Origin of the sequence: Mycobacterium sp. (assembly GCF_032159775.1) — a bacterium.
Lineage (GTDB): Bacteria > Actinomycetota > Actinomycetes > Mycobacteriales > Mycobacteriaceae > Mycobacterium.
Map to the genome: position 1 here is coordinate 26295 of NZ_JAVHWK010000087.1, position 23971 is coordinate 50265.

The following is a 23971-nucleotide window of genomic DNA, read 5'->3' on the forward strand; positions in this document are numbered from 1 at the left end:
CACAAGATGGCGTGCCGCTTGATGTGCGGCGATTGAGAAAGTTGCTAGGCGCCGTACTTGATCTGGAGCGCCACGCCGACGATGCAGACGACCCAGATCCCGGTGACAAACAGCGTCAACCGGTCGAGGTTCTTCTCGACCACCGTCGACCCGGACAAGCTGGACTGGACGCCGCCGCCGAACAGGGTGGACAGGCCGCCACCCTTGGCGCGGTGCAGCAGCACGAGAATGATCACCAAGACACTGGTGACCACCAGCGTGATCTGCAGGCCCAATTCCATAGCCGCAAGATTACAGGCCGGGGCTGATCAGGCGCGAATCGCCTCGCCACCCTCTACGGAAGTGGCCCACCGGCGGCGATGGCCGAAAGCGTGGCGAACTGCTCGCCGTCGAGCGACGCGCCCCCGACCAGCGCGCCGTCGACGTCCTCCTGGGCCACGATCTCGCCCACGTTCTTGGCGTTCACCGATCCGCCGTACAGCACCCGCACACCTGCCGCCAGGTCGGGGCTGGCCAGCTTGCCGAGTTCGTCGCGGATCGCCTTGCAGACCTCCTGAGCGTCGGCCGCGCTGGCCACCCGGCCGGTGCCGATCGCCCACACCGGTTCGTAGGCGACGACGGCCTTGCCGATCTGCTCGGCGGACAGCCCTGCGAAAGAGCCGCGGAGCATCTCCACGCAGTGCTCGACGTGGTTGCCTGCCTCACGGACCTCCAGCTGCTCGCCGATGCAGATGATCGGCGTCAGGTCGTGCTTGAACGCCGCCGCGGCCTTGGCAGCCACAAGGGCGTCGTCCTCGGCGTGATAGGTGCGGCGCTCGGAGTGCCCGACGACGGCGTATGTGCAACCCAGCTTGGCGAGGAACGCACCACTGATGTCGCCGGTGTATGCGCCCGAATCGTGCTGGGACAAGTCCTGCGCGCCGTAGGTGAGCCGCAGTTTGTCGCCGTCGACCAGCGTCTGCACGCTGCGCAGATCGGTGAACGGAGGGATCACCGCGACGTCGACCTTGTCGAAATACTTGTCCGGAAGCGAGAAGGCGATCTTCTGCACCAGCGCGATCGCTTCGAAATGGTTGAGGTTCATCTTCCAGTTGCCTGCGATCAGCGGCTTGCGGCTCATAACTTCCCCTTCAGGAGGTTCAAGAGTTTCCCAGCACTTCGATGCCGGGCAGCGTCTTGCCCTCAAGGTATTCCAGTGAAGCCCCGCCCCCGGTGGAAATGTGGGAGAAGCCGTCGTCGGGAAGGCCGAGCTGACGCACTGCGGCCGCCGAGTCGCCGCCGCCGACGACGCTGAAGGCGCCCTTCTGCGTCGCTCCGACGATGGCCTCGGCGACACCCTTGGTGCCGTCGGCGAAGGCGGGGAACTCGAACACACCCATCGGGCCGTTCCAGAAGATGGTCTTGGCATTCGACAGCAGGTTGGTGAAGCGCTTCACCGAGCCCGGCCCGATGTCCAGGCCCATTTTCCCGTCGGGAATCTGATCGGCGGGGACACGTTCCGGCGCGGCGTCCGCTGCGAACTTCTCGGCCACCACGATGTCGACAGGCAGGTGGATGACGTCGCCGTAATCCTCGAGCAGCTTTCGACAGGTGTCGATCATGCCCTCTTCCAGAAGAGAGTTACCGACCGAAGCACCCTGTGAGGCAAGGAAAGTGAAGCACATCCCGCCGCCGATGACGAGGCTGTCGGCCTTCTCCGCGAGCGCCTCGATGACCGCAAGCTTGTCGGAGACCTTCGACCCGCCGAGCACCACCGCGTAGGGACGCTCGGTCGAGCTGGTCAGCTGCTCGAGCACCTTGATCTCGGCGGCCACCAGTGTTCCCGCGTAATGCGGCAGCAGGGTCGCGACGTCGTAAACCGAGGCCTGCTTGCGGTGCACCACACCGAAGCCGTCGGATACGAACGCGCCCGGCGATCCGTCCGCAGCGGCGACCAGTTCGGCCAGCTGCCTGGCAAGCGCAAGCCGCTCGTTGTCGTCCTTGCTCGTTTCACGCGGGTCGAAGCGGATGTTCTCGAGCAGAAGGATGTCGCCGTCGGTGAGCCCTTCGGCGCGCGCGAGCGCATCCGAGCCCACCACGTCGGTGGCGAGTTGGACGTGACGGCCCAGCTGTTCGCCCAGCGCCTTCGCGACGGGGCCGAGCGAGAACTTGGGGTCCGGGCCGTCCTTGGGCCTGCCGAGGTGAGCAGTGACAACGACCTTCGCGCCTGCATCCGACAGTGCCTTCAGCGTCGGCACCGACGCGATGATCCGGCCCGGGTCGGAGATGTTGCGGTCGTCGTCGAGCGGGACGTTTAGGTCGGACCGCACCAGCACGCCCCGGCCTGAAACACCTTCTGCGAGTAGATCTTCGAGCGTCTTGACGGGCATCGCTCTAGAGCGACTTGCCGACCAGCGCGACCAGGTCCACAAGCCGGTTCGAGTAGCCCCACTCGTTGTCGTACCAGGACACCGTCTTGGCCTGGTTGTCGATCACCTTGGTCAGGCCCGCGTCGAAGATCGAGCTGTGGGGGTCGGTGACGATGTCGCTCGACACGATCGGCGCGTCGTAGTACTTGAGGATGCCCTTGAGCGGACCGTCGGCGGCGGCCTTGAACGCCGCGTTGATCTCCTCTGCGGTGGCTGACTTGGACAGCTCGGCGGTCAGGTCGGTGCACGAACCGGTCGGGATCGGCACCCGCAGCGCGTAGCCGTCGAGCTTGCCCTTCAGCTCGGGCAGCACCAGACCGATCGCCTTGGCTGCGCCGGTCGAGGTCGGCACGATGTTCAGTGCGGCGGCGCGGGCACGGCGCAGATCCTTGTGCGGACCGTCCTGCAGGTTCTGGTCCTGCGTGTAGGCGTGGATGGTCGTCATCAGACCCCTGACGATGCCGAACTCGTCGTTCAGCACCTTGGCCAGCGGGCCGAGGCAGTTTGTTGTGCACGACGCGTTGGAGATGATGTTCTGGCTGCCGTCGTACTTGTCGTCGTTGACGCCCAGCACGATGGTGATGTCCTCGTCGGTGGCTGGCGCGGAGATGATGACCTTCTTGGCGCCCGCGTCGAGGTGGCCCTTGGCCTTGGCGGCGTTGGTGAAGATGCCGGTGGACTCGACGACGACGTCGACGCCGAGATCGCCCCACGGAAGGGCCGACGGGCCCTCCTTCACTTCGAGCGCCTTGATCTTGGTGCTGCCGATGACGATGGTGTCGTCGCCCTCGAGGCTGATGTCTTCGGGGTACCGGCCGAGGATTGAGTCGAATTTGAGCAGGTGCGCCAGCGTGGCGTTGTCGGTGAGGTCGTTGACCGCAATGACCTCGATGTCGGTGCTCTTGCCCTCGGACTTCTGCGCCGCCAGGGCCCGGAAGAAGTTGCGTCCGATGCGGCCGAAGCCGTTAACGCCTACCCGGATGGTCACTTGTCTCTCCCTCTTTTGCCTTGATGCTCACAAGCCAGCGTAGTGGTGTGAGAGCCGTCACGCGCAGGCTGGTCAGAGCATTCCGAGGCTCTGATCGGCGTACGGGTTACCCAGCCACTTCCTGCGGATTCGCTGCAGCGTGCCATCCTCTTCGAGCTCGGCCTGCGCGACGGTGAACCTGGCGAGGAGTTCCTGGTTGCCGCGGCCCACCGCGACCGCGATGTTCTCGATGGAAATCCCGCGCTGCACCACCTCGACGTCGGCGAACGGCTTGACGAGTTCCATGAGGACGGGAGCAAGCTTCATGAACGCGTCGCAGCCGCCGGTGGTGAGGTCATCGAGTGCGGTGCGGATGCTGCCGTAGTCGTAGACCCTGACCGTGGCGGCGACGCCGTCGGCGACGAGCTTCTCGGCGATCGGGCCGCTGGTGTTGCCCTGCTGCACGCCGATCGTCAGCCCTTCGAGATCGCCGACGGAACGCACGTTGGGCAGCCGGCGGGTGTCAACGGCCAGCGACTGACCCGAGATCAGGTACGGCGCGACGAAGTCCGCCTTCTTCTCGCGCTCGGGCGTGACCGTGGTCCCGGCGGCGACACAGTCGAAGTCTCCGGCGGCCAGCGCATCGAAGATGCCGTTGAAGTCCGCTCCGACATAGGGAACGAACTCGACGCGCGTGTTGAGTTTGTCGGCGACCGCGGTCATCAGGTCGATGTCGAGTCCACCGTGGTCCGGCATGCCGTTGAAAGGCGGATCGGGATAGGCGGCGCCGACCCTCAAAGTCTGCATTCATTCACGGTAGTTGCTCGAGCTCTTGCCGCACCCGGTCGATCTGTTCGTAGGCGAAAGCGACCGCACCCGCCATCGTCATCGCAGCGCCGTCGCGGGCGAGAGATTCGTAATCGTGCGAGCCGAGAATGTCGCCGAGATGGCTGATCGCGGCACCGAATTCCGGAACCGAAGGAGCGGCCGTCGGCAGCACGCCCGCGAAGCCGGCGACGGCAGCCGCCGGTTCAGCATCACCCCTGCGGTCGAGAAACGTCGCGAAGAGACCCAGCGCCGCACGCAGCTGAGTGATGTTGCCCGAGTCGTGATAGTTGGCGATGGCCGATGAGATGTAGTCGAGCAAAGACATGTGGTCGGATTCGTCGCCTTCGATCCGATTCAAGGTCAGGGCGAGCGCCATCTCGAGATACGACTCATTGGTTCGATTGCCCGTATCGTCGGCGATCGTCAAACCTCGTCGCAGCGCCTCAAGCGCCCGAAGAGGATCGTGGCCGCTGCACGCCATCCCGTAACTCATCAACGCATACGACGCGGTGAAGGCATTCGACGTGTTTTCGGCAAGATCCGGCAGCCCGGACGCAATCGAAAGCGCTTCCTCGGTTCGACCGCTCCACGTCAGCGCAATGGCAACGAACGCATCGCCAACTCCGTACCCTTCGCCACCTCGCTCTCGTTGCTGCTGAAAGAACGAAACGTAGCGATCAGACACCGGCAGGGCGGAATAGACGGCGCCTAGCCAAAAATGTTCGACGCCGCATTGCACTTGTGCCGAACCACCGTCCAACGCGATCTGGCCGATCCGGCTGTATTCGAGCGCATCATCGACGCGCCCGAACAGAAAGCACAACGACGCAGACCCGCATAACGACGCCAGCCTCGGATGGTCGACGGCGAGAGCCGGTGCAACGAGCTCTTCCGCCCACGCCACCGGCTCGTAACTCTCCACGAGACCACCCAAGAACCCGCCGACACTGGCAATGCAAGCAGCGGTGTCGAGATCGCCCACGTCAGCGGCCCACCGAAATCCAGTGCGTAGGTTGGGTAATTCAGTCTTGTACCACTCGTACGCCTCGGCCTGCCGAGGACCGTCCCATACGCTCATGATCATGGGTTCACGCGCTGCGAAGTGTCGGGCGTGGGCGTTTCGCGAATCGGACGCAGCACCACTGGCCACAAGCTGCTCCTCGGCGAACTGGCGGATCGTCTCCAGCATCGAGTACCGGGTACGCCCAGACGAGCGATCGGCGGTGACCAGTGATTTGCGTACCAATGCGTCGAGCAGGTCGAGGGTAGTGAAGTCGTCTGCTGAATTGCTGACCGCGCAAGCGCTTTCGAGATCAAAGCCCCCGGCGAACACCGAACATCGTTCCAGCAGTCTCTTCTCGGGATCGTCGAGCAGGTCGTAGGACCACTGCACGGCGTGCCGCAGGGTTTGGTGACGCTCGAGGCCGCGTCGTGAGCCGACCAGCAGCCGGAACCTGTGGTCGAGCCTGTCACGAACCTCGATCGCGGTCATCGACGCCATCCGCGACGCCGCCAACTCGACGGCCAACGGAATACCGTCAAGACGACGGCAGATCTCCGAGATCACATCCGTATCACCAGTTGAAAAGCCTTGCACGACGCTGCCCGCCCGCTCGACAAATAGGTCCACCGCTGTGTCCACATTCAGCGAACGCACTCTTCGCACCTGCTCGTCGGGGAGCCCAAGTCCTTCCCGGCTGGTAGCGAGGACACGGGCTGTCGCCGTATGCAAAAGCACGAGCTCGATGAGATCGGCCGCAGCGTCGAGAACATGTTCGCAGTTGTCGAATACCAGAAGCCGGATGCGGCCTTCGACGGCGGCGGCCACTGACTCCGCCATCGTCTTGCCCGGCTGTTGCGTGATGCCAAGCACCGCAGCGACCGCGTCGGGAATCGCCGCTGGATCCGTTACGGCCGCGAATTCGAAAAGCCAAACACCGTCGGGAAATTCGTCACTCATCTGTCTGGCGGCCTCCAAAGCCAGCCGGGTCTTCCCCACCCCGCCGACGCCGGTCAGAGTGACAAGCCGATGTGCGCGCACAGCGTCCTTGATCTCGGCAACATCCGATTCACGCCCGATGAGGCTGGTGGTCGCCGATCTCAAGTTGCCGGGGTTGGTATCGAGGGTCCGCAGCGGCGGGAAATCTTCGCGTAGTCCGGCTCCCCGCACTTGGAAAAGTCCAACCGGAGTCGTTAAGTCACGAAGCCGTCGCGGCCCCAGGTCGAGAAGATCGACGCCGCTGACCAACGAAGCGGTCGAGTCGGCGACGAGGGTCTGACCGCCGTGCCCGGCCGCCATCACGCGCGCCGCCCGATTCAACACTGCACCGAAGTAGTCGCCGTCCTGATGCGACGCGTCACCGGTTGCGATCCCCATCCGTACCGGCAACTCGAGCTTGCGCTGTCCCACGATCGCTGCATCGATGGCGGCCCGGGGCGACGCGAACGCGGCGATAACGCCGTCGCCGGTGTGCTTGAACAGGAAACCGCCGTGCGATTCAATCGCCGTGCGCAGCACCTCGTCATGCGCAGCGAGCGCCGAGCGCATGGCATCGGCGTCGGACTCCCACCGACGGGTCGAGCCCTCGATATCGGTGAAGAGAAACGTGACCACCCCGGATGGAGCCGACATTGGCAAAGGATCGCACGAAGATTGCGCCTATGGTCGTGCTCAGCGGGAAATAACGACCCTCAGTGCAATTTCCAGCGCGTGCTAGGCGTCGTCGAGCAGATCCGGGGTGACAGCCGACTCGGTGTCGGGGATGCCGTCGTGCTTGGCTTTACGGTCGGCCATCGACAGCAGCCGCCGGATTCGGCCCGCGACAGCGTCTTTCGTCATCACCGGATCGGCCAGCCTGCCGAGTTCCTCCAATGACGCCTGGCGATGTTCGACGCGCAGCTTGCCCGCAGCGGCCAGGTGATCCGGCACCGTGTCGCCCAGAATATCCAGCGCCCGTTCGACACGGGCGGCCGCAGCCACCGCGGCTCTCGCCGACCGCCGCAGGTTCGCGTCGTCGAAGTTGGCCAGCCGATTGGCTGTGGCCCGTACCTCGCGCCGCATCCGACGCTCTTCCCACGTCAGCCTGGTGTCCTGGGCGCCCATCCTGGTCAGCAACGCGCCGATGGCTTCCCCGTCGCGAACGACCACGCGATCGGCGCCACGGACCTCGCGGGCCTTGGCACTGACACCGAGCCGTCGCGCGGCGCCCACCAGTGCCAGCGCCGCCTCGGGGCCGGGACAGCTGACCTCGAGCGCGGACGACCGGCCGGGCTCAGTCAGCGAGCCGTGCGCCAGGAACGCGCCCCGCCAGGCGGCCTCAGCGTCGGCCACACTGCCGCCGACGACCTGTGCGGGCAGTCCACGCACCGGACGACCACGAAGGTCGAGCAGCCCGGTCTGGCGCGCCAGCGCCTCGCCGTCCTTGGCGACGCGCACCACGTACCGGGTGCTCTTGCGAATCCCGCTGGCGGACAACACGTGAACCACCGCGTTATATCCGTACAGATCGAAGATGTCCTTGCGGAGCCTGCGCGCGATGATGCCGAGATCCACTTCGGCTTCGACCACGACGCGGCCCGACACGATGTGCAGGCCGCCTGCGAACCGCAGCAACGAGGCCACCTCGGCACGGCGCGCACTGACCGAATTGACGACAAGCCGGCTCAACTCGTCCTTGACCTCGGCTGTCATCGCCACGGGTCGTCACCTCTCGGTCCGTCAACTGTCCGGGCGGGTGTGGGAACTGCGGGCTGCCGAGGGTTCCCGCCAGGTTCCAATCCACGCAAGCGAACCCCCTCCAACGCCGCGGCCAACCTCGCCGGGTCATGTAAAGGTGTACCAGGTCTGGACACCTCAGCAAACTGAACTCCAGCACCCAATATGGTCGCGGTCCGGCTCAGCTGCTCCCGTTCGCGCTCGCTGGGCACCCGAGCTGCGTCGACGATGATCTCGTCAACCATGAATCCCGGCGCATGCTGGGCCAACACATGGATGTGCCGCTCGACGGAGAACCCGGCGGTCTCCCCCGGCTCGGCGGCCAGGTTGAGCACCAGCGCGCGCCGCGCCGAGGTGGCCTTCAGCGCCGAGGCCAGCTCCGGCACCAGGACATGCGGGATGACACTGGTGAACCAGGAGCCGGGCCCGAGCACGATCAGATCGGCACTCATGATGGCGTCCACGGCCTGCCGGGTGGCGGGCGGATCGCTGGGCAGCAGCCGCACCCGTCGGACCTTGCCCGGCGTGGTCGCGATCGCCACCTGGCCGCGGATCACACGGCTCATCCTCGGATCCGACTCCAGACCGGCCACGTCCGCCTCGATCTGCAACGCGATCGGGCACATTGGCAGCACCCGGCCCTTGACGCCGAGGATCCGGGCCAGTTCATCAAGCGCCGCAACGGGATCCGCAAGAACCTCGTTGAGTCCGGCCAGTAGCAGGTTGCCGATGGGATGCCCGGCCAGCGCGCCACTTCCGCCGAACCTGTGCTGAAGGATGGTCGCCCACAGCCGGCCGTGCGGACTGTCGGATGCCAACGCCGCCAACGCCATTCGCAGATCGCCGGGCGGCACGACGTCAAGCTCGCTGCGCAGTCGGCCAGATGAGCCGCCGTCGTCGGCGACCGTGACTACGGCGGTGACGTGAGGGGTGAGTCTGCGCGCGGCCGATAGCGTGGCGTACAGCCCGTGGCCGCCGCCCAGCGCGACGATGCGTGAGCTCATTCGCGGCCCAGATCCCGGTGCAGCACCCGCACGCTGAGTTGGTCACCGCCCTGCAGTCGTCCCGCAAGTGCCTCGGCCATCGCAACGCTTCGATGCTTGCCGCCCGTGCAGCCGATGGCAACGGTCATGTAGCGCTTTCCCTCCCGTCGATATCCCTCGATCACGAGGTCCAGCAGTCGATGGTAGGTGTCGAGAAACTCTGCGGCCCCCGGCTGTCCAAGCACATACTCACGCACGGCGGGATGCTGACCGGTGTGCCGCCTCAGCTCGTCGACCCAGTGCGGGTTGGGCAGGAACCGGACGTCCATAACGGTGTCCGCGTCCATCGGCAGCCCATACTTGTACCCGAACGACTCCACGGTCACGCTGGTGTAGGCGACGGTCTCACCGCCGAATGCTCCCTCGATGGTTTCACGCAAAGCGGGAACGGACAGCGTCGAGGTGTCGATCATCAGGTCCGCAGTCGCCCGTACCGGCGCCAACATGGCGCGCTCGGCGGCGATACCCTCGGCGAGGGTCTGGTTGCCCTGCAGCGGGTGACTGCGACGGTTCTGTTCGTAGCGGCGCACCAGAATGTCGTCGGACGCCTCCAGAAACAACACCCTCGGTGTGATGCCGCGGGTAGCCAGATCCTTACGCACCCAATCCAAGTCGCCGGTGAAGCCACGCGACCGGACGTCCATCACCACGGCCAGCTGGGTGATTCGCGAGCCCGCGGCCAACCCGAGGTCGACCATGCGGGCGATGAGCTCGGGCGGCAGGTTGTCGGCCACGTACCAACCGAGGTCCTCGAGCACCTTGGCCGCCGTGCCGCGACCCGCCCCGGAGAGCCCGGTCACCAGGACGACGTCGATCCCCGATTCCGTGCCCGTGTCGCGGGAAGCGTCCTGCTCCCGCAACTCGTCGCCTGTGCTTTGATCCGTCATCCCGATGCCCTGCTCTGATCATCGCCGATAACCGGGGCGGGCGCTGACGAATCAGCGGCTACGCCGAGCGTTTCGAGCACCGCCTTCGCCGTCGTGGCACCGATACCGGGCACCGAGGTGATCTCCTCGACGCTGGCCTGCTTGAGCCTCGCCACCGACCCGAAGTGCGTGACCAGCGCCTTTCGCCGATGCTCTCCCAGCCCCGGCACCGAGTCCAGCGCCGAGGCGGTCATCCGTTTGGACCGCTTGCTGCGGTGATAGGTGATCGCGAACCGGTGCGCTTCGTCGCGCACCCGCTGCAGCAGGAAGAGTCCTTCGCTGTTGCGCGGCATGATCACCGGGTCGGGCTCCGACGGCACCCATACCTCTTCCAGCCGCTTGGCCAGGCCGATGACGGCCACATCGGAGACCCCGAGCTCGTCGAGGACCGCCGCCGCCGCGTTGACCTGTGGGGCGCCACCGTCGACCACATAAAGGTTCGGCGGATAGGCGAACCGGCGCGATTTTCCTTCCGCCGTAAACACACTGGCGTTCTGAAGGTCGGACACGTGCCTCGCGAACCGGCGCCGCGTCACCTCGGCGATGGAAGCCACGTCATCTGACCGGCCGCCGCCCGCCGCCTCCCGGATCGCGTAGTGGCGATAGTCGGACTTGCGCGGGAGACCGTCCTCGAACACCACGAGTGATGCCACCACATCGGTGCCCTGGACGTGGCTGATGTCGACGCATTCGATGCGCAACGGTGCGTCCGCCAGGCCGAGAGCGTCCTGAATGCTCTGCAGTGCAGCAGATCTCGCAGTGAAATCACCGGCGCGCTTCAGTTTGTGCTGTGTCAGCGCATCTTGCGCGTTGCGTTTGACCGTTTCGGCCAGCGCCCGCTTGTCACCGCGCATCGGCACCCTCAACGCCACCCGCGACCCGCGCAGACCGCACAGCCACGTTTCCAGCTCACCGGAGTTGGGCGGCAGAACCGGAACCAGGATCTGACGCGGCACCGGGTTGGTCGACTCGTCGGCAGCGCCGTCCAACTCGGCCTGGTCCCCGTAGAACTGAGTGAGGAACTGCTCCACCAGGTGACTCTGACCGGAATCCTGCGGATCACCGGTCTTCTCGACAATCCAGCCGCGCTGACCGCGCACCCGCCCGCCGCGCACATGGAACACCTGCACGGCCGCCTCGAGTTCGTCGTCGGCGAAGGCCACCACGTCTGCGTCGGTACCGTCACCGAACACCACGGTCTGCTTCTCCAGTGCGCGTTTGAGCGCGGAGATGTTGTCCCGCAGTCGGGCCGCGCGCTCGAAGTCGAGTTGCTGGGCAGCCGCGGTCATTTCGCGTTCCATGTCTCGCGCCAACCGGTCGGTCTTACCGGACAGGAAGTCGCAGAAATCGATGACGATCCTGCGGTGCTCTTCTGCAGACACCCGCCCTATGCATGGCGCCGAGCACTTGTCGATGTACCCCAACAGACATGGCCGGTCGATTTGCTTGTGCCGCTTGAAGACTCCCGCTGAACACGTTCGGGCGGGAAACACCCGGGTGAGCAGATCGAGCGTCTCACGGATTGCCCAGGCGTGCGAGTAGGGCCCGAAATAGCGAACTCCCTTGCGGCGTGGCCCCCGGTACACCATCAAGCGCGGATATTCCTCGTTGAGCGTGACCGCCAGCACCGGATAGGACTTGTCGTCGCGGTATCGGATGTTGAACCGCGGGTCGAACTCCTTGATCCAGTTGTACTCCAGCTGCAGCGCCTCGACCTCGGTGCTCACCACCGTCCACTCGACGCTGCCCGCGGCCATCACCATCTGGCGCGTGCGCGGAGCCAAACCGGAGATATCGGCGAAGTAGGAGTTCAGCCGGCTGCGCAGGCTCTTGGCCTTGCCCACATAGATGACGCGGCCGTGCGGATCGCGGAACCGGTAAACACCCGGCTCGATGGGGATCGACCCGGGCGCCGGTCGGTACGTCGCGGGATCGGGCACGGATTCCAGGTTACTGCCGGTGTCGGACTCATCCGATGATCTACCGTCGAGTGATGCGGACCCCGTCGTTTCGAAAGCTCACGGCCCCGCTGGCGGGGGTCATGTTGGTGCTGGCCGGATGTGGCGCGGAGGAAAGTCCGCCGCCTTCGGCGGCAGGCCCCTGCGCGATCGTCGAGAACGGCACGCCTGCGGCCGGGACCTCAGCGGCCGCCGGTTCACAACCCGAGGTCGCCACCGGGTACCGCAAGGACATGACGGCCGTGACCACGGCCCACTATGCGGTCGCGACGGCCAACCCGCTGGCCACACAGAAGGCGTGCGAGGTGCTCAAGGGCGGTGGGACGGCTGCCGACGCCCTGGTCACCGCGCAGGCGGTGCTGGGCCTGGTCGAGCCGCAGTCGTCCGGGATCGGCGGCGGTGGGTTCCTGCTCTACTACGACGCCGCGGCCAACTCCGTGCAGGCCTACGACGGCAGGGAGACCGCTCCTGCCGCGGCGAGCGAGAACTATCTGCGCTGGATCTCCGACACTGACCGCACCCAGCCCAAGCCCGACACGCGCGGGTCCGGGCGCTCGATCGGGGTGCCGGGCATCCTTCGGATGTTGATGGACGTCCACCAGCAGCACGGCAAGACCGCCTGGCGCGATCTCTTCGCTCCTGCCGTGACGCTCGCCGACGACGGCTTCGACATCAGCCCACGGCTGGCGTCTGCGATCGCCGACGCCGCGTCGAAGTTGAAGGCCGATCCGCAAGCCGCCGCATACTTTCTCAATTCCGACGGCAGTCCCAAGACCGCCGATACCAAACTCACCAACCCTGCGTACGCGAAGACGTTGGGTGTCGTCGCATCCGACCCGGAGTCGTTCTACACCGGCGATATCGCCAAGGCAATCGTCGCCGCCGCAGCCGATACCTCCGGCGGGCGCACGCCCAGCCTGATGACGACCGAAGACCTGGCCGGCTACGCCGCCAAGGTTCGCGAACCCATCTGTATGCCGTACCGCGGCAAGGAGATCTGCGGTATGCCGCCACCCTCGTCCGGCGGCATCGCCGTGGCTGCCACTCTGGGCATCCTCGAGCACTTCCCGATGAACGAGCACCAACCCACCGACATGGACCGCAACGGCGGGAAGCCCTCCGTGATGGGCGTGCACCTGATCTCGGAAGCCGAGCGGCTTGCATACGCCGACCGCGACAAGTACGTCGCCGACACGGATTTCGTGCCGCTGCCGGGTGGAACCCCGAACACGTTGTTGAACAGCGCCTACCTGGCGCAGCGGGCCGCACTCATCTCCGAGCAGCGCAGCATGGGCACCGCGAAGCCCGGTGAATTCGGGGCGTCCCCGTCAACACCGGCGCCCGTCCCCGAGCACGGCACCAGCCAGGTCAGCGTCGTCGACTCGCAGGGCAACGCAGCCGCACTGACCACCACCGTCGAGTCGCAGTTCGGCTCGTTCCACATGGTCGACGGCTTCATCCTGAACAACCAGCTGACCGATTTCTCCGCCGAGCCTGTCGGCCCCGACGGGATGCCGGTGCCCAACCGGGTCGAGCCGGGTAAGCGACCCCGGAGCACGATGGCGCCTACCCTGATCTTCGAGAAATCCGGAGCAGGCCGCGGGCCGTTGTTCGCGACGCTGGGCTCTCCAGGCGGAGCGGTGATCATCCAGTTCGTCGTGAAAACCGTTGTGGGAATCATCGATTGGGGTATGGACCCACAGCAGGCGGTGGGCATGGTGGATTTCGGCGCGGCCAACACGCCGAAGACGAATGCCGGCGGCGAACACCCCAACATCGACCCGACCGACAATGGCGACCACGATCCGCTGGTGCAGGGTCTGCGCAAGCTCGGCCACCAGGTCGATCTCGCCGACCAGTCCAGTGGTTTGTCGGCGATCGTGCGCGGCTCCCCGGGATGGACCGGCGGGGCGGACCCGCGCCGCGAGGGGCTGGTGATGGGCGACCCTCGGTGACCGCGCGGGTCACCAGACTGACGGAATCGGACTGGCGACTGTTCGCGACCGTCCGACTGCGCGCGCTGACGGACTCCCTGGGTGGCGACGACCCTCAGTACCGCCAGGAATCCACCTTCACGGCCGCCCAGTGGCGCAGGCGGTTACGCGACCACGCACAGTTCGCCGCTCTGCTGAACGAGCGTCCGGTCGGCCTGATCGGTGCGCAGCAGGAGAACGCCGAAACCGTGTACCTCTACTCGCTTTGGCTCGATCCGGCGGCCCGTGGACATGGGCTGGCCCGACCCCTCGTCGCCGCTGCGGTCGACTGGGCGCGCGATCGGCAGGCCCGCCTCGTCACCCTCAGGGTGGCGGTGGACAACACCGTCGCCAGAGCGGTGTACGAAAGCCTCGGCTTCACCCCGGTGCCGGGAAACGGCGCCAACGCCCGTAACGAAGTCCCGATGTCGCTCAGTGTGCGGTGAGGTCGGGCCGGTAGCGGGCGATGAGCCCGCGCACATTGTCCATCGCCTCGACGGCACGCTCCTTGTCGACGGCCTGGATCGCCATCACCGGAATGTACTCGTCGTCGGGCAGGTCGACGCGAGCCCACCTCGCGCCGGGCGGAAACGTCAGCCCGACGACCCCCGACCACGGAATCAGCCGGTCGCCGAACAGGTTTCGCACCTCGACCCCGGGGCCGCCGATGCGCAACCGCGGCCGGGCGAACAGCAGTACCGCGCAGGCGATGACGGCTCCGAGCAGCGCGATCGCCACCTGGTCAGCGGTCTGGAAGATGACGCCGGTTGACGAGATCTTCAGCAGTACACCAACGGTCACGTGAGCGGCCAGGATCACAGCAGCCGCGCCGTACGCGAAATACGGTGTCAGGTGCGGCCGTACCTCGAGGTCCCAGTCGCTACTCATGTCCGCTTGCGCAGATCGCGCAGCGTCAGCGCGGTGGACAACGCCGCGGCGGCGGCCTGCGCACCTTTGTCCTCAGTCGAGTCGGGCAGGCCCGCCCTTGCCAGCGCCTGCTCTTCCGTGTTGGTGGTCAGCACGCCGTTTGCTACCGGAGTCGACGAATCGAGCGACACCCGGGTCAGGCCCTGGGTCACCGCATCGCACACGTAATCGAAATGCGGTGTCTCGCCGCGGATCACCACACCGAGGGCGACGACGGCGTCGTGCCTGGCGGCCAGCGCCTGGGCCACAACCGGAATCTCGATCGCGCCAAGCACCCGCACCACCGTCGGCTCATCGATGCCCGCGTCGGCGGCCACCTTGCGAGCACCGTCGAGCAGCGCATCGCAGACGGTCTCGTGCCACGTGCTCGCCACGATCGCCAACGTCAGATCAGACGCATCGAGCTGTGGCAGCTCGGGAACTCCCGCGCCTCCGCTCAATTTCGCGCTCCGCTCCGGCTGCTCACAGTGCGCCGCCGAATTCGCCTGGCAACTCGTCGTAGTCCTCGAGTCCGCTCAGGTCGTGGCCCATACGGTCGCGCTTGGTCATCAGATAGCGGATGTTCTCGGCGTTGGCACGCACCGGCAGCGGAACACGCTCGATGATGTGAAGCCCATAGCCGTCCAGCCCGACCCGCTTGGCCGGGTTGTTCGTCAGCAGGCGCATCGACCGCACGCCCAGATCGACGAGGATCTGCGCGCCGATGCCGTAGTCGCGGGCATCGGCGGGCAGGCCGAGCTTGAGGTTGGCATCGACGGTGTCGTCGCCGGCGTCCTGCAACTGGTAAGCCTGCAGCTTGTGCATCAGCCCGATGCCGCGACCCTCGTGGCCCCGCATGTACAGCACCACGCCCCTGTCCTCCCTGGCCACCATCGCCAGGGCGGCGTCCAGTTGCGGGCCGCAGTCGCAGCGGCGGGATCCGAACACGTCACCGGTCAGGCACTCGGAGTGCACTCGGACCAGCACGTCATGGCCGTCGGCGTGCGGCCCGGCGATATCGCCCCTGACCAGGGCGACATGCTCGACGTCCTCGTAGATGCTGGTGTAGCCGACGGCGCGGAACTCGCCGTGCCGCGTCGGGATGCGCGCCTCGGCGACCCGTTCGATGTGCTTCTCGTGCTTGCGGCGCCACTCGATGAGGTCGGCGATCGAGATCATCGAGAGGTTGTGCTCGTCGGCGAAGACCCGAAGCTCGTCGGTCTGCGCCATCGCGCCCTCGTCCTTCTGGCTGACGATCTCGCAGATGGCGCCCGCTGGTTGCAGTCCGGCCATCCTGGCGAGATCGACGGCGGCCTCGGTGTGACCGGGCCGCCGGAGCACCCCGCCGTCCTTGGCCCGCAACGGAACGACGTGACCCGGTCGGGTGAATTGCTCGGCAACGCTGGTCGGGTCGGCCAGCAGCCGCATGGTGGTGGCGCGGTCGGATGCCGAGATTCCGGTGCCGACACCCTCTTTCGCGTCCACCGTGACGGTGTAGGCGGTGCCGTGTTTGTCCTGGTTCACCGCATACATCGGAAGCAGCCCGAGCTTGTCGCAGACGGCGCCGTCGAGAGGTACGCACAGATAACCTGAGGTATAGCGGACCATGAACGCGACGAGCTCGGGGGTGGCCTTCTCCGCGGCGAAGATGAGGTCGCCCTCATTCTCACGGTCCTCGTCGTCAACGACGACGACTGCTTTACCCGCCGCGATGTCGGCAACCGCCCGTTCGACGGAGTCCAACCTCGTCATTCTTGCCACCCTTGCCGGTTCCGGCCGGAACCATCGTCGCCCTGTTCAGTATGAACCACGACGAAGTGGCGATTATTGCTCGCCTGGGTCAGCAGGGATCGCCGGGCGGCGTGTAGTACGGCACACCCTCGACGGTGTAACAGGGCACCTCGCCCATAACGTACGGATTGTCGGCGGCCGCGATCGCCGCGCCGGTGGCCACATCACCGACGACATTCGTACAGCCGCCCACACCGACATGGCGTCCATGGGCGCCCGCGCAGATGTCGGCCTGCGCCACCGGGGCTATGGCGATCGGGGCAACCGCGGCCGCTCCGGCTACCAATAGTGCTGCTGCCAGCTTCTTCATCACATGGTTCCTTCTGGTCGACCCGGCCCGGCGCCATTATCGCGCCCGGGAATCCCGGGCGGCGGCGATTCGCCGATTAGGCTAAGCCGGCAATGACGGCCAACACAGCCAAAACGAGCACGATGAGGCCGACCATGACAAGAAATGACCCGAGCGCCGTCAACTTCTGCTCCCGGCCGGCCTCCTTGTCGGTCATCCCGCGAGTCGAGGTTCTCATGCGTGCGAACAACTCACTCCAGGAGATGCGCGTCAAGCCACGTCGGGCAGCCACCGGGTCGCGGCCCACGTCGTCGGGCACGGCGCCGACACCGTTTCCATAGAGAATCAGGCCGAGCACGATCATCACCACGGCCGATATCAGCAACACCACCGCTAGAGCAATCATCTGCCGCACTTTCCCCTGTGGACTCGACGCGCTTGGTGCGTGAGGTGTGCCCTCCTGGAGGAACGGCGAAACGACTTTGCGGATTCATTCACGACGCGCCGGAAAGTCGTGCGAAACCGCACAGTCGACCCGGAGGGAGCTGACCGATTCACTAACTGTCGCGCGACATCAACCGCTCGACATATTTGGCGATGACGTCGACCTCGAGATTGACGTCGGCGCCGACGGTCGCCCGGCCCAGGGTGGTCATCTGCAGCGTGGTGGGGATCAGCGACACCTCGAACCAGTCGTGGCCGAGGCGCGAAACGGTCAGCGAGACGCCGTCGACGGTGATCGAACCCTTCTCGACGACATAGCGCGATAGCGCGGTAGGCAGCGCAATTCGCACCACCTCCCAGTGCTCGGAAGGTGTGCGCGCAATCACATGTCCGGTGCCATCCACGTGGCCCTGCACGATGTGTCCGCCCAGCCGGCTGTTCAGCGCCGCGGCCCGTTCGAGGTTCACGTGGCTGCCGACGCCAACACCGCTGAGGCTGGACCGGTCCAGCGTCTCCTTCATCACATCGGCGGTGAATTGGCCGTCTGCCTGCACCTCCACCACCGTCAAGCAGACGCCGTTGACCGAGATGGAGTCGCCGTGCCCGGCGTCCGCGGTGACGACGGGTCCGCGGATGACGAACCGCGCCGCATCGGCGAGGTCTTGTTTGCCGACGACTTCGCCAAGCTCTTCGATGATTCCGGTGAACACGCAAATCAGGGTACGCAGCGCCACCCTCTACGATGCACTCATGCAGACGCGCCCAAAAAACGCAGTCCGATCTCTTTGGCCAATCCTCACCGCACTTTTCGCGGCTTTAGTACTTATTTCAGGTTGTTCGTCCTCGTCGGATAAGTCCTCCGATTCGCTGCCCGACGCCGCGACCCTGCTCAAGGACTCCAACACCGCAACGCGTGCGCTCAAGAGCGTTCACCTCGACCTGTCGGTGGAAGGCGAGATCAAGGACCTGCCCATCAAGACACTTACCGGCGACCTGACCAACGTCCCCGCCGTCGCCGCCGCGGGCAACGCGAAGCTGCTCTTCCAGGGCAGTGACGTGGACGCGAACTTCGTCGTCATCGAATCGACCCTTTATGTCGCACTCTCCGGTGACACCTACATCAACCTGGGCCCGGCCGCCGACGTCTACGACATCGCCGCCATCCTGAACCCGGACACCGGTCTGGCCAACGTCCTCGCCAGCTTCAGCGACCCGAAGTCCGAGAGCACAGAGACCATCAACGGCATCGAGACGGTGAAGGTGACCGGCAAGGTCAGCGCCGATGCGGTGAACAAGATCGCGCCGCCGATCGCCGCCACTGGGCCGGTCCCCGGCACGGCGTGGATCGAGAAGGACGGCGACCACAAGTTGGTGCAGGCCAAGTTGGAGCCCTCTTCGGGCAGCAGCGTTCAGATGACGCTCTCTGATTGGGACAAGCCAGTCACCGTGACCAAGCCTGCCGTTTGATGACCGCCGCAGCGCCGGTGGATTCGAGCCGGAGCCGCCGGATCGCGATCAGCGCGGGCGCACTCGCGGTGCTTCTCGGCGCCCTCGACACATACGTCGTGGTCACGATCATCCGCGACATCATGTCCGACGTCGGGATCGCGATCAATCAGATCCAACGCGTCACACCGATCGTCACGGGCTATCTGCTCGGCTACATCGCCGCGATGCCGCTGCTGGGTCGCGCGTCGGACCGGTTCGGCCGCAAGATGCTGCTCCAAGTCAGCCTCGCGGGCTTCGCGATCGGCTCGGTCGTGACCGCGCTGTCGACGGACCTGACGATCCTCGTCGTGGGACGAGTCATCCAGGGCGCGGCAAGCGGCGCCCTGCTTCCGGTGACGTTGGCGTTGGCGGCCGACCTGTGGGCGGCCCGCAACCGCGCCGGTGTGCTCGGCGGCATCGGCGCCGCACAGGAGCTGGGCAGCGTTCTCGGTCCGATGTACGGCATCGCGATGGTGTTTCTGTTTCACCACTGGCAGGCCGTGTTCTGGGTTAACGTGCCGCTGGCGGTGATCGCGATGGTGATGATCCATTTCAGCCTGCCGAATCGGATGCGCAGCGATCACCCGGAAAAGGTCGACCTCGCGGGCGGGCTGCTGCTGGCGGTCACGCTCGGGCTCATCGTGGTCGGCATGTACAACCCCGCGCCGGACGGCAAGCAGGTGCTGCCGTCCTACGGCCCGCCACTGCTGATCGGGGCACTGGTCGCAGCGGTGGCGTTCTTCGTCTGGGAACGCTTCGCCAAGACCCGGCTCATCGAACCCGCAGGCGTTCACTTCCGCCCGTTTCTTGCCGCCCTCGGCGCATCTCTGACCGCAGGCGCTGCGCTGATGGTGACCCTGGTGAACGTCGAGCTGTTCGGCCAGGGCGTGCTCGGCCAAGACCAGAACGAGGCGGCGTTCCTGCTGCTGCGCTTCCTGATCGCGCTGCCCATCGGCGCCCTTCTCGGCGGCTGGATCGCCACCAGGATCGGCGACCGCGCGGTGGCTTGTCTCGGTCTGCTGATCGCCGCAGGCGGCTACTACCTGATCGCACAGTGGCCCGTCGACCTGCTCGCTGCCCGCCACGACTTGGGATTCGTCTCGCTACCGGTGCTCGATACCGACCTGGCGATCGCCGGCCTCGGCCTCGGCCTGGTAATCGGCCCGCTGACGTCGGCGACCCTGCGGGTGGTGCCTGCCGTCCAGCACGGCATCGCATCGGCCGCAGTGGTGGTGGCACGGATGATCGGCATGCTGGTGGGCATCGCCGCCCTCAGCGCGTGGGGCCTGTACCGGTTCAACCAGATCCTGCAGTCACTGCCCGCCGAGAAGGCCGACAACCTGGTCGCCAAGCTCGCAGCGGAAGCCGCCAAGTACAAGACGGCGTTCGCGATGCAATACGGCGAGATGTTCGGCATCACCGCGATCGTCTGCATCGTCGGCGCGGTCCTGGCGCTGTTCATCAGCGGGCGCAACGAGCACGCCGACGAACCGGCCGAGACCGCCGACGTGGATGGTGACGACTCCCCGACCGTGATGATCGACGCGTCGCAGCCGCCATCTGGTGGCAGGCACCGACCGCCGCACTAACGCCTCAGCAGCGCTCGATGCCCGGCCGGATCAACACGTGCTCGGGGTCGATGTCGGAGGCGACGTCGTCGCTATCGCCGCGCAGCGCACAGATCACAGCCTTCACGTGATGTCTCGGGTCGAATGGGCGAATGTTGAGCCAGTCCTGCAATGCAGTCACGCTCGTTCCTTTGTTCGTGCTCACCAGCGCGCAGCTCGTCGGTGAAAGCGCGATGTGCCAGGCCTAATGCCCGGCGCAGGCTTGAGTCTACCGGCGCAGGCCGACAATTCGGGCGCCACGACAGTCGGCGGTTCACCGTAGTCTTCGTCACATTTCTCGGTTCGGGCAAACATCCGGACGGCTGCCAGCCGCTCGGTGCGGATTGACCCCCCTGTGCGCCGGGTACGCGGCCATTGGGCACAACGCGAAGGAGGTAATAATGCCAACGACATTGGCGGGCAAGCGCATCGCTTTCCTGGTGGCACCCGAAGGAGCCGAACAGGTCGAACTGACCGAACCGTGGAAGGCCGTGCAGGAGGCGGGTGGCACACCTGAACTGGTATCCACCGAAGTCGGCAAAATTCAGGCGTTCAACCACCTGACCCCTGCAGACACATTCGAGGCGGACAAGGCGGCCGACAGCGTCACCGCGTCCGAGTATGACGGGCTTGTTCTGCCGGGCGGCGTCGCGAATCCGGATTTCCTGCGCGGCAATGCCTCGGCGGTCCACTTCACCAGAAGCTTCTTCGACTCCGGCCGACCCGTTGCGGCGATCTGCCACGCCGCGTGGACGATGATCGACGCCGACGTGGTGCGCGGCAGGATGATCACCTCCTGGCCCACTTTGCGCACCGATCTGCTCAATGCCGGCGCCAACTGGGTCGACGAAGAAGTGGTGGTGTGCTCTCGTGGGCCCAACACCCTGGTGTCCAGCCGCAAGCCCGATGATCTTCCCGCGTTCTGCGAAACCATGGTGGGCGCGTTCGCGGCCGGTCGTTGAGCGCGCAGGGGCCGACGTACTCAAACCCCACCCGTAACCGACCGCCCGTCGGTAACGTCGGGTTCATGCTGCTGGCCGCGATGCGCGACATGCAGTGGCGAAAACGACGTTTCGTCATCGCGGTGCTGTCCACCGCCATCATCTTCGCGATGACGCTCGTGCTGACTGGTTTGGCCAACGGGTTTCGGGCCGAAGCGCTACGCACTGTCGATTCGCTCGGCGTCGACGTGTTTCTTGTCAAGGACGGTGCGTCCGGGCCGTTCGTCGGGGCGACGCCGTTCGCGCCGACCGATCTCGGCAGGATCGCGGGCTCCCCCGGCGTGCAGGCGGCTGCCCCGTTGGTGTACGCAGGCGGCACGGTCACACTCGGCGACGCGACACGCAACGCCGACCTGTTCGGTGCGCCGGAACGTGGCCCGGGCATGCCGGTTCTGTCGGAGGGCCGTCCACCGGTGACCCCCGACGAGGCGGCGGTGTCGAGCACGCTCGACCGCAACGAGGGTGAGGACATCCAGATCGCGTCGCGCAGGCTTCGCATCGTCGGAATCGTGGAGAACTCCACGGCACTTGCCAACCTGCCCAACATCTTCCTCACGACCCAGGGTGCGCAACAGCTGGTTTACGGCGGGCAACCGTTGGTCGCATCGATCGGGATCCGGGGCACGCTCGACCAGGTGCCGCCGGGTTACAAGGCCATCGACCGCGACGGTGCGGTCGCCGATCTGCTTCGGCCGCTGAAGGTGGCGGTCAACTCCATCACGATCGTGGCAATCCTGCTCTGGGTTGTCGCGGCCCTGATCGTGGGTTCGGTGATCTACCTGTCCGCGCTGGAACGCCTGCGAGACTTCGCGGTGTACAAGGCGATCGGTGTCCCGACGGGCTCCATTGCCGCGGGACTGGCACTGCAGGCGGTCGTGGTGGCGCTGTCGGCCGTCGTCGTCGGTGTCGTACTCTCCGCGCTGCTCGGACCGATCTTCCCCATGCAGGTCATCGTCCCCGGCTATGCCTATGTCATCCTGCCGGTGATCGCGGTCGTCTTCGGACTGATCGCCAGCGGTACCGGTCTGCACCGCGCGGTGTCCGTCGATCCGGCCATGGCCTTCGGAGGTCCGTGAGCATGGGCGATCTCAGCATTCAAGACCTGGTCGTCGAGTACTCGAGCGGCGGGTACGCGGTGCGTCCGCTCGACGGATTCAATCTCGACGTCGCCGCCGGATCACTGGTGATCCTGTTGGGCCCCAGCGGTTGTGGCAAGACCACGCTGCTGTCGTGTCTCGGCGGAATCCTGAAACCGACTTCTGGCGCCATCAAATTCGGCGATGTCGACGTCACATCGCTGGACGCCAAGGCGCTCTCGAAGTACCGTCGCGAAACCGTCGGCATCGTGTTCCAGGCGTTCAACCTGGTGCCCAGCCTCACCGCGCTGGAGAACGTGATGGTGCCCCTGCGGTCTGCGGGTATGTCCCGGCACGCGGCGCGCGAGAAGGCCGAACAGCTGCTCGCCCGTGTCGGGCTCGAGGACCGGACGACGCACCGGCCAAGCGATCTCAGCGGCGGTCAGCAACAGCGAGTAGCGGTGGCTCGGGCGATCGCGTTGGACCCTCCGTTGATCGTCGCCGACGAGCCGACCGCACATCTCGACTTCATTCAGGTCGAGGAAGTGCTGCGACTGATCCGCGAGCTCGCGACCGGGGACCGGATGGTCGTCGTCGCGACCCACGACAGCCGGATTCTCCCGCTGGCCGATCGCGTGGTGGAGCTCGTGCCGGACTTCGCTGAATCGGACCGGCCACCGGCGACGGCCCGGCTGGAGGCGGGCGAGGTGTTGTTCGAAGAGGGCACCATGGGCGACTGCATCTACGTTGTGTCCGAGGGTGAGGTCGAGATCATGCGCGAGTTGGCCGGGGGCGGTGAGGAGTTGCTCTGGGTGGCAGAGCCCGGCGACTACTTCGGCGAGCTCGGTCCGCTGTTCCACATGCCGCGTTCAGCGACGGCCCGCGCGCGCAGCGACGCGACGGTCATCGGCTACACCGTTGCCGCGTTCCGGGAACGCTTGGGCGCCGGTGGGATTCGTGACCTGATCCAGCACCGGCCACTCGACATGGGCGACAAGCCTGCTACTGCGGAACCAGACTGAGCAGGACATCCGGGCCGATGGGTTCGATCCCATCGAACCGCCAGCGTTGTGCATGGGCGATGGACAACACACCGACATCGTCGATCGCGGTTATCGGACCGCCCAACAGGATCGGCGCGACGTAGGCCAGAATTCGGTCGATCACCCCCGCCCTGAGAAACGCGCCGGCGAGCGTGGGTCCGCCCTCGATGAGAACGTCGGTGCGGTCCGACAGCGACTTGATCACCTCGTGCGGATCCCTGGTACGAATCACCATCGTGCGGGTGTCGTCATTCAGCACGTTGGCGTCGGGCGAGATCTCGCGCTCCCCCACCACGACGCGCAGCGGTTGCCGGTCGGCGAGGCTGCCGTCGGGAAGCCGCGCCGTCAGCTTCGGATCGTCGATGAACACGGTTCCGGTGCCCACGATGATCGCATCGCATGCCCCGCGACGCCGGTGCACGTCGGCGCGGGCGGCCGCACTGGTGATCCACTGACTGCTGCCGTCGGCCGCCGCGCTGCGACCGTCGACACTTGTGGCGAATTTCCA

General features: G+C 66.0%; 25 protein-coding genes. 7 read left to right on the top strand and 18 right to left on the bottom strand.

Translation table 11 applies throughout. The features are described 5' to 3' along the window. Positions 1 to 44 precede the first annotated feature (44 nt). The 10 genes from secG to uvrC form a co-directional block, all read right to left on the bottom strand. Entirely contained in the window at positions 45 to 281 is a 237-nt protein-coding gene (gene secG, locus QOJ24_RS09395; RefSeq protein WP_526260715.1) for a preprotein translocase subunit SecG, read from the bottom strand. A gap of 53 nt (positions 282 to 334) precedes the next feature. Further along, positions 335 to 1120: a triose-phosphate isomerase gene (tpiA, locus tag QOJ24_RS09400; protein WP_526260716.1), complete on the bottom strand. Its 786-nt coding sequence runs from the start codon at positions 1118 to 1120 to the stop codon at positions 335 to 337. A gap of 19 nt (positions 1121 to 1139) precedes the next feature. Further along, entirely contained in the window at positions 1140 to 2369 is a 1230-nt protein-coding gene (locus tag QOJ24_RS09405; RefSeq protein ID WP_526260717.1) for a phosphoglycerate kinase, read from the bottom strand. A gap of 4 nt (positions 2370 to 2373) precedes the next feature. Further along, complete coding sequence (gene gap, locus QOJ24_RS09410; protein WP_526260718.1) at positions 2374 to 3396, bottom strand: type I glyceraldehyde-3-phosphate dehydrogenase; 1023 nt, start codon at positions 3394 to 3396, stop codon at positions 2374 to 2376. A gap of 72 nt (positions 3397 to 3468) precedes the next feature. Then, positions 3469 to 4182 carry an ABC transporter substrate-binding protein gene (locus QOJ24_RS09415; RefSeq protein ID WP_526260719.1) on the bottom strand — a complete coding sequence of 238 codons (714 nt, stop codon included), beginning with the start codon at positions 4180 to 4182 and terminating at the stop codon, positions 3469 to 3471. 4 nt (positions 4183 to 4186) lie between these two features. Beyond that, complete coding sequence (locus QOJ24_RS09420; protein ID WP_526260720.1) at positions 4187 to 6835, bottom strand: ATP-binding protein; 2649 nt, start codon at positions 6833 to 6835, stop codon at positions 4187 to 4189. Between the two features lie 81 nt (positions 6836 to 6916). After that, positions 6917 to 7900: a DNA-binding protein WhiA gene (whiA, locus tag QOJ24_RS09425; protein WP_526260721.1), complete on the bottom strand. Its 984-nt coding sequence runs from the start codon at positions 7898 to 7900 to the stop codon at positions 6917 to 6919. Then, positions 7891 to 8922, bottom strand: a complete 1032-nt coding sequence (locus QOJ24_RS09430) for a gluconeogenesis factor YvcK family protein (RefSeq protein ID WP_526260722.1) — start codon at positions 8920 to 8922, stop codon at positions 7891 to 7893. Before QOJ24_RS09430 ends, whiA begins: the two co-directional genes overlap by 10 nt. Beyond that, positions 8919 to 9848 (bottom strand): RNase adapter RapZ, encoded by a 930-nt coding sequence (rapZ, locus tag QOJ24_RS09435; protein WP_526260723.1) that lies wholly within the window; start codon positions 9846 to 9848, stop codon positions 8919 to 8921. Before rapZ ends, QOJ24_RS09430 begins: the two co-directional genes overlap by 4 nt. Continuing rightward, entirely contained in the window at positions 9845 to 11827 is a 1983-nt protein-coding gene (gene uvrC, locus QOJ24_RS09440) for an excinuclease ABC subunit UvrC (RefSeq protein WP_526260724.1), read from the bottom strand. Before uvrC ends, rapZ begins: the two co-directional genes overlap by 4 nt. 53 nt (positions 11828 to 11880) lie before the next feature. On the opposite strand from uvrC, the gene QOJ24_RS09445 reads away from it, so the two are divergent. Then, positions 11881 to 13800 (top strand): gamma-glutamyltransferase family protein, encoded by a 1920-nt coding sequence (locus QOJ24_RS09445; protein ID WP_526260725.1) that lies wholly within the window; start codon positions 11881 to 11883, stop codon positions 13798 to 13800. Continuing rightward, a complete protein-coding gene (locus QOJ24_RS09450) occupies positions 13797 to 14264 on the top strand; it encodes a GNAT family N-acetyltransferase (RefSeq protein WP_526260726.1) in 468 nt (155 codons plus the stop codon). Before QOJ24_RS09445 ends, QOJ24_RS09450 begins: the two co-directional genes overlap by 4 nt. Here the strand turns inward: QOJ24_RS09450 and QOJ24_RS09455 are convergent. The 6 genes from QOJ24_RS09455 to QOJ24_RS09480 all read right to left on the bottom strand — a co-directional run bounded on the left by QOJ24_RS09455 (position 14251) and on the right by QOJ24_RS09480 (position 17958). After that, positions 14251 to 14706 carry a PH domain-containing protein gene (locus QOJ24_RS09455; protein ID WP_526260727.1) on the bottom strand — a complete coding sequence of 152 codons (456 nt, stop codon included), beginning with the start codon at positions 14704 to 14706 and terminating at the stop codon, positions 14251 to 14253. The two genes, QOJ24_RS09450 and QOJ24_RS09455, sit on opposite strands and share 14 nt — an antisense overlap. Beyond that, positions 14703 to 15185 (bottom strand): 6,7-dimethyl-8-ribityllumazine synthase, encoded by a 483-nt coding sequence (gene ribH / locus QOJ24_RS09460; RefSeq protein ID WP_526260728.1) that lies wholly within the window; start codon positions 15183 to 15185, stop codon positions 14703 to 14705. The genes QOJ24_RS09455 and ribH overlap by 4 nt, the downstream gene beginning before the upstream one ends. Before the next feature lie 22 nt (positions 15186 to 15207). Continuing rightward, the gene (locus tag QOJ24_RS09465) at positions 15208 to 16476 is read right to left on the bottom strand and encodes a bifunctional 3,4-dihydroxy-2-butanone-4-phosphate synthase/GTP cyclohydrolase II (RefSeq protein ID WP_526260729.1); all 1269 of its coding nucleotides are present in this window, start codon (positions 16474 to 16476) and stop codon (positions 15208 to 15210) included. Positions 16477 to 16564: 88 nt separating this feature from the next. Next, positions 16565 to 16825, bottom strand: coding sequence for a hypothetical protein (locus tag QOJ24_RS09470; protein ID WP_526260730.1), 261 nt, complete (start codon positions 16823 to 16825; stop codon positions 16565 to 16567). Between the two features lie 76 nt (positions 16826 to 16901). Further along, entirely contained in the window at positions 16902 to 17210 is a 309-nt protein-coding gene (locus QOJ24_RS09475; RefSeq protein ID WP_526260731.1) for a hypothetical protein, read from the bottom strand. 151 nt (positions 17211 to 17361) lie between these two features. Beyond that, a complete protein-coding gene (locus QOJ24_RS09480; protein ID WP_526260732.1) occupies positions 17362 to 17958 on the bottom strand; it encodes a riboflavin synthase in 597 nt (198 codons plus the stop codon). Between the two features lie 40 nt (positions 17959 to 17998). Here QOJ24_RS09480 and QOJ24_RS09485 point away from each other — a divergent pair, with 40 nt between their 5' ends. Then, a complete protein-coding gene (locus QOJ24_RS09485) occupies positions 17999 to 18715 on the top strand; it encodes an LppX_LprAFG lipoprotein (protein ID WP_526260733.1) in 717 nt (238 codons plus the stop codon). Then, positions 18715 to 20325, top strand: coding sequence for an MFS transporter (locus QOJ24_RS09490; RefSeq protein ID WP_526260734.1), 1611 nt, complete (start codon positions 18715 to 18717; stop codon positions 20323 to 20325). The genes QOJ24_RS09485 and QOJ24_RS09490 overlap by 1 nt, the downstream gene beginning before the upstream one ends. 4 nt (positions 20326 to 20329) lie before the next feature. On the opposite strand, the gene QOJ24_RS09495 is transcribed toward QOJ24_RS09490, so the two are convergent. Further along, positions 20330 to 20485: a hypothetical protein gene (locus QOJ24_RS09495; RefSeq protein ID WP_526260735.1), complete on the bottom strand. Its 156-nt coding sequence runs from the start codon at positions 20483 to 20485 to the stop codon at positions 20330 to 20332. Positions 20486 to 20744: 259 nt separating this feature from the next. Between QOJ24_RS09495 and QOJ24_RS09500 the strand changes: the two genes are divergently transcribed. The 3 genes from QOJ24_RS09500 to QOJ24_RS09510 all read left to right on the top strand — a co-directional run bounded on the left by QOJ24_RS09500 (position 20745) and on the right by QOJ24_RS09510 (position 23442). Continuing rightward, positions 20745 to 21305: a type 1 glutamine amidotransferase domain-containing protein gene (locus tag QOJ24_RS09500; protein WP_526260736.1), complete on the top strand. Its 561-nt coding sequence runs from the start codon at positions 20745 to 20747 to the stop codon at positions 21303 to 21305. A gap of 65 nt (positions 21306 to 21370) precedes the next feature. Then, positions 21371 to 22420 (top strand): ABC transporter permease, encoded by a 1050-nt coding sequence (locus tag QOJ24_RS09505; RefSeq protein WP_526260737.1) that lies wholly within the window; start codon positions 21371 to 21373, stop codon positions 22418 to 22420. Positions 22421 to 22422: 2 nt separating this feature from the next. Next, the gene (locus QOJ24_RS09510) at positions 22423 to 23442 is read left to right on the top strand and encodes an ABC transporter ATP-binding protein (RefSeq protein ID WP_526260738.1); all 1020 of its coding nucleotides are present in this window, start codon (positions 22423 to 22425) and stop codon (positions 23440 to 23442) included. Here QOJ24_RS09510 and QOJ24_RS09515 read toward each other — a convergent pair. Next, positions 23423 to 23971: RibD family protein (locus tag QOJ24_RS09515; protein ID WP_526260739.1), on the bottom strand; the 549-nt coding region annotated here is incomplete at its 5' end. The genes QOJ24_RS09510 and QOJ24_RS09515 overlap by 20 nt on opposite strands.

Coding starts and splice junctions, on each gene's coding strand:
- secG (WP_526260715.1), bottom strand. CDS start 281: ATGGAATTGGGCCTGCAGATCACGCTGGTGGTCACCAGTGTCTTGGTG.
- tpiA (WP_526260716.1), bottom strand. CDS start 1,120: ATGAGCCGCAAGCCGCTGATCGCAGGCAACTGGAAGATGAACCTCAAC.
- QOJ24_RS09405 (WP_526260717.1), bottom strand. CDS start 2,369: ATGCCCGTCAAGACGCTCGAAGATCTACTCGCAGAAGGTGTTTCAGGC.
- QOJ24_RS09415 (WP_526260719.1), bottom strand. CDS start 4,182: ATGCAGACTTTGAGGGTCGGCGCCGCCTATCCCGATCCGCCTTTCAAC.
- QOJ24_RS09420 (WP_526260720.1), bottom strand. CDS start 6,835: ATGTCGGCTCCATCCGGGGTGGTCACGTTTCTCTTCACCGATATCGAG.
- QOJ24_RS09430 (WP_526260722.1), bottom strand. CDS start 8,922: ATGAGCTCACGCATCGTCGCGCTGGGCGGCGGCCACGGGCTGTACGCC.
- rapZ (WP_526260723.1), bottom strand. CDS start 9,848: ATGACGGATCAAAGCACAGGCGACGAGTTGCGGGAGCAGGACGCTTCC.
- QOJ24_RS09445 (WP_526260725.1), top strand. CDS start 11,881: ATGCGGACCCCGTCGTTTCGAAAGCTCACGGCCCCGCTGGCGGGGGTC.
- QOJ24_RS09455 (WP_526260727.1), bottom strand. CDS start 14,706: ATGAGTAGCGACTGGGACCTCGAGGTACGGCCGCACCTGACACCGTAT.
- QOJ24_RS09465 (WP_526260729.1), bottom strand. CDS start 16,476: ATGACGAGGTTGGACTCCGTCGAACGGGCGGTTGCCGACATCGCGGCG.
- QOJ24_RS09470 (WP_526260730.1), bottom strand. CDS start 16,825: ATGAAGAAGCTGGCAGCAGCACTATTGGTAGCCGGAGCGGCCGCGGTT.
- QOJ24_RS09475 (WP_526260731.1), bottom strand. CDS start 17,210: ATGATTGCTCTAGCGGTGGTGTTGCTGATATCGGCCGTGGTGATGATC.
- QOJ24_RS09485 (WP_526260733.1), top strand. CDS start 17,999: ATGCAGACGCGCCCAAAAAACGCAGTCCGATCTCTTTGGCCAATCCTC.
- QOJ24_RS09490 (WP_526260734.1), top strand. CDS start 18,715: ATGACCGCCGCAGCGCCGGTGGATTCGAGCCGGAGCCGCCGGATCGCG.
- QOJ24_RS09500 (WP_526260736.1), top strand. CDS start 20,745: ATGCCAACGACATTGGCGGGCAAGCGCATCGCTTTCCTGGTGGCACCC.
- QOJ24_RS09505 (WP_526260737.1), top strand. CDS start 21,371: ATGCTGCTGGCCGCGATGCGCGACATGCAGTGGCGAAAACGACGTTTC.
- QOJ24_RS09510 (WP_526260738.1), top strand. CDS start 22,423: ATGGGCGATCTCAGCATTCAAGACCTGGTCGTCGAGTACTCGAGCGGC.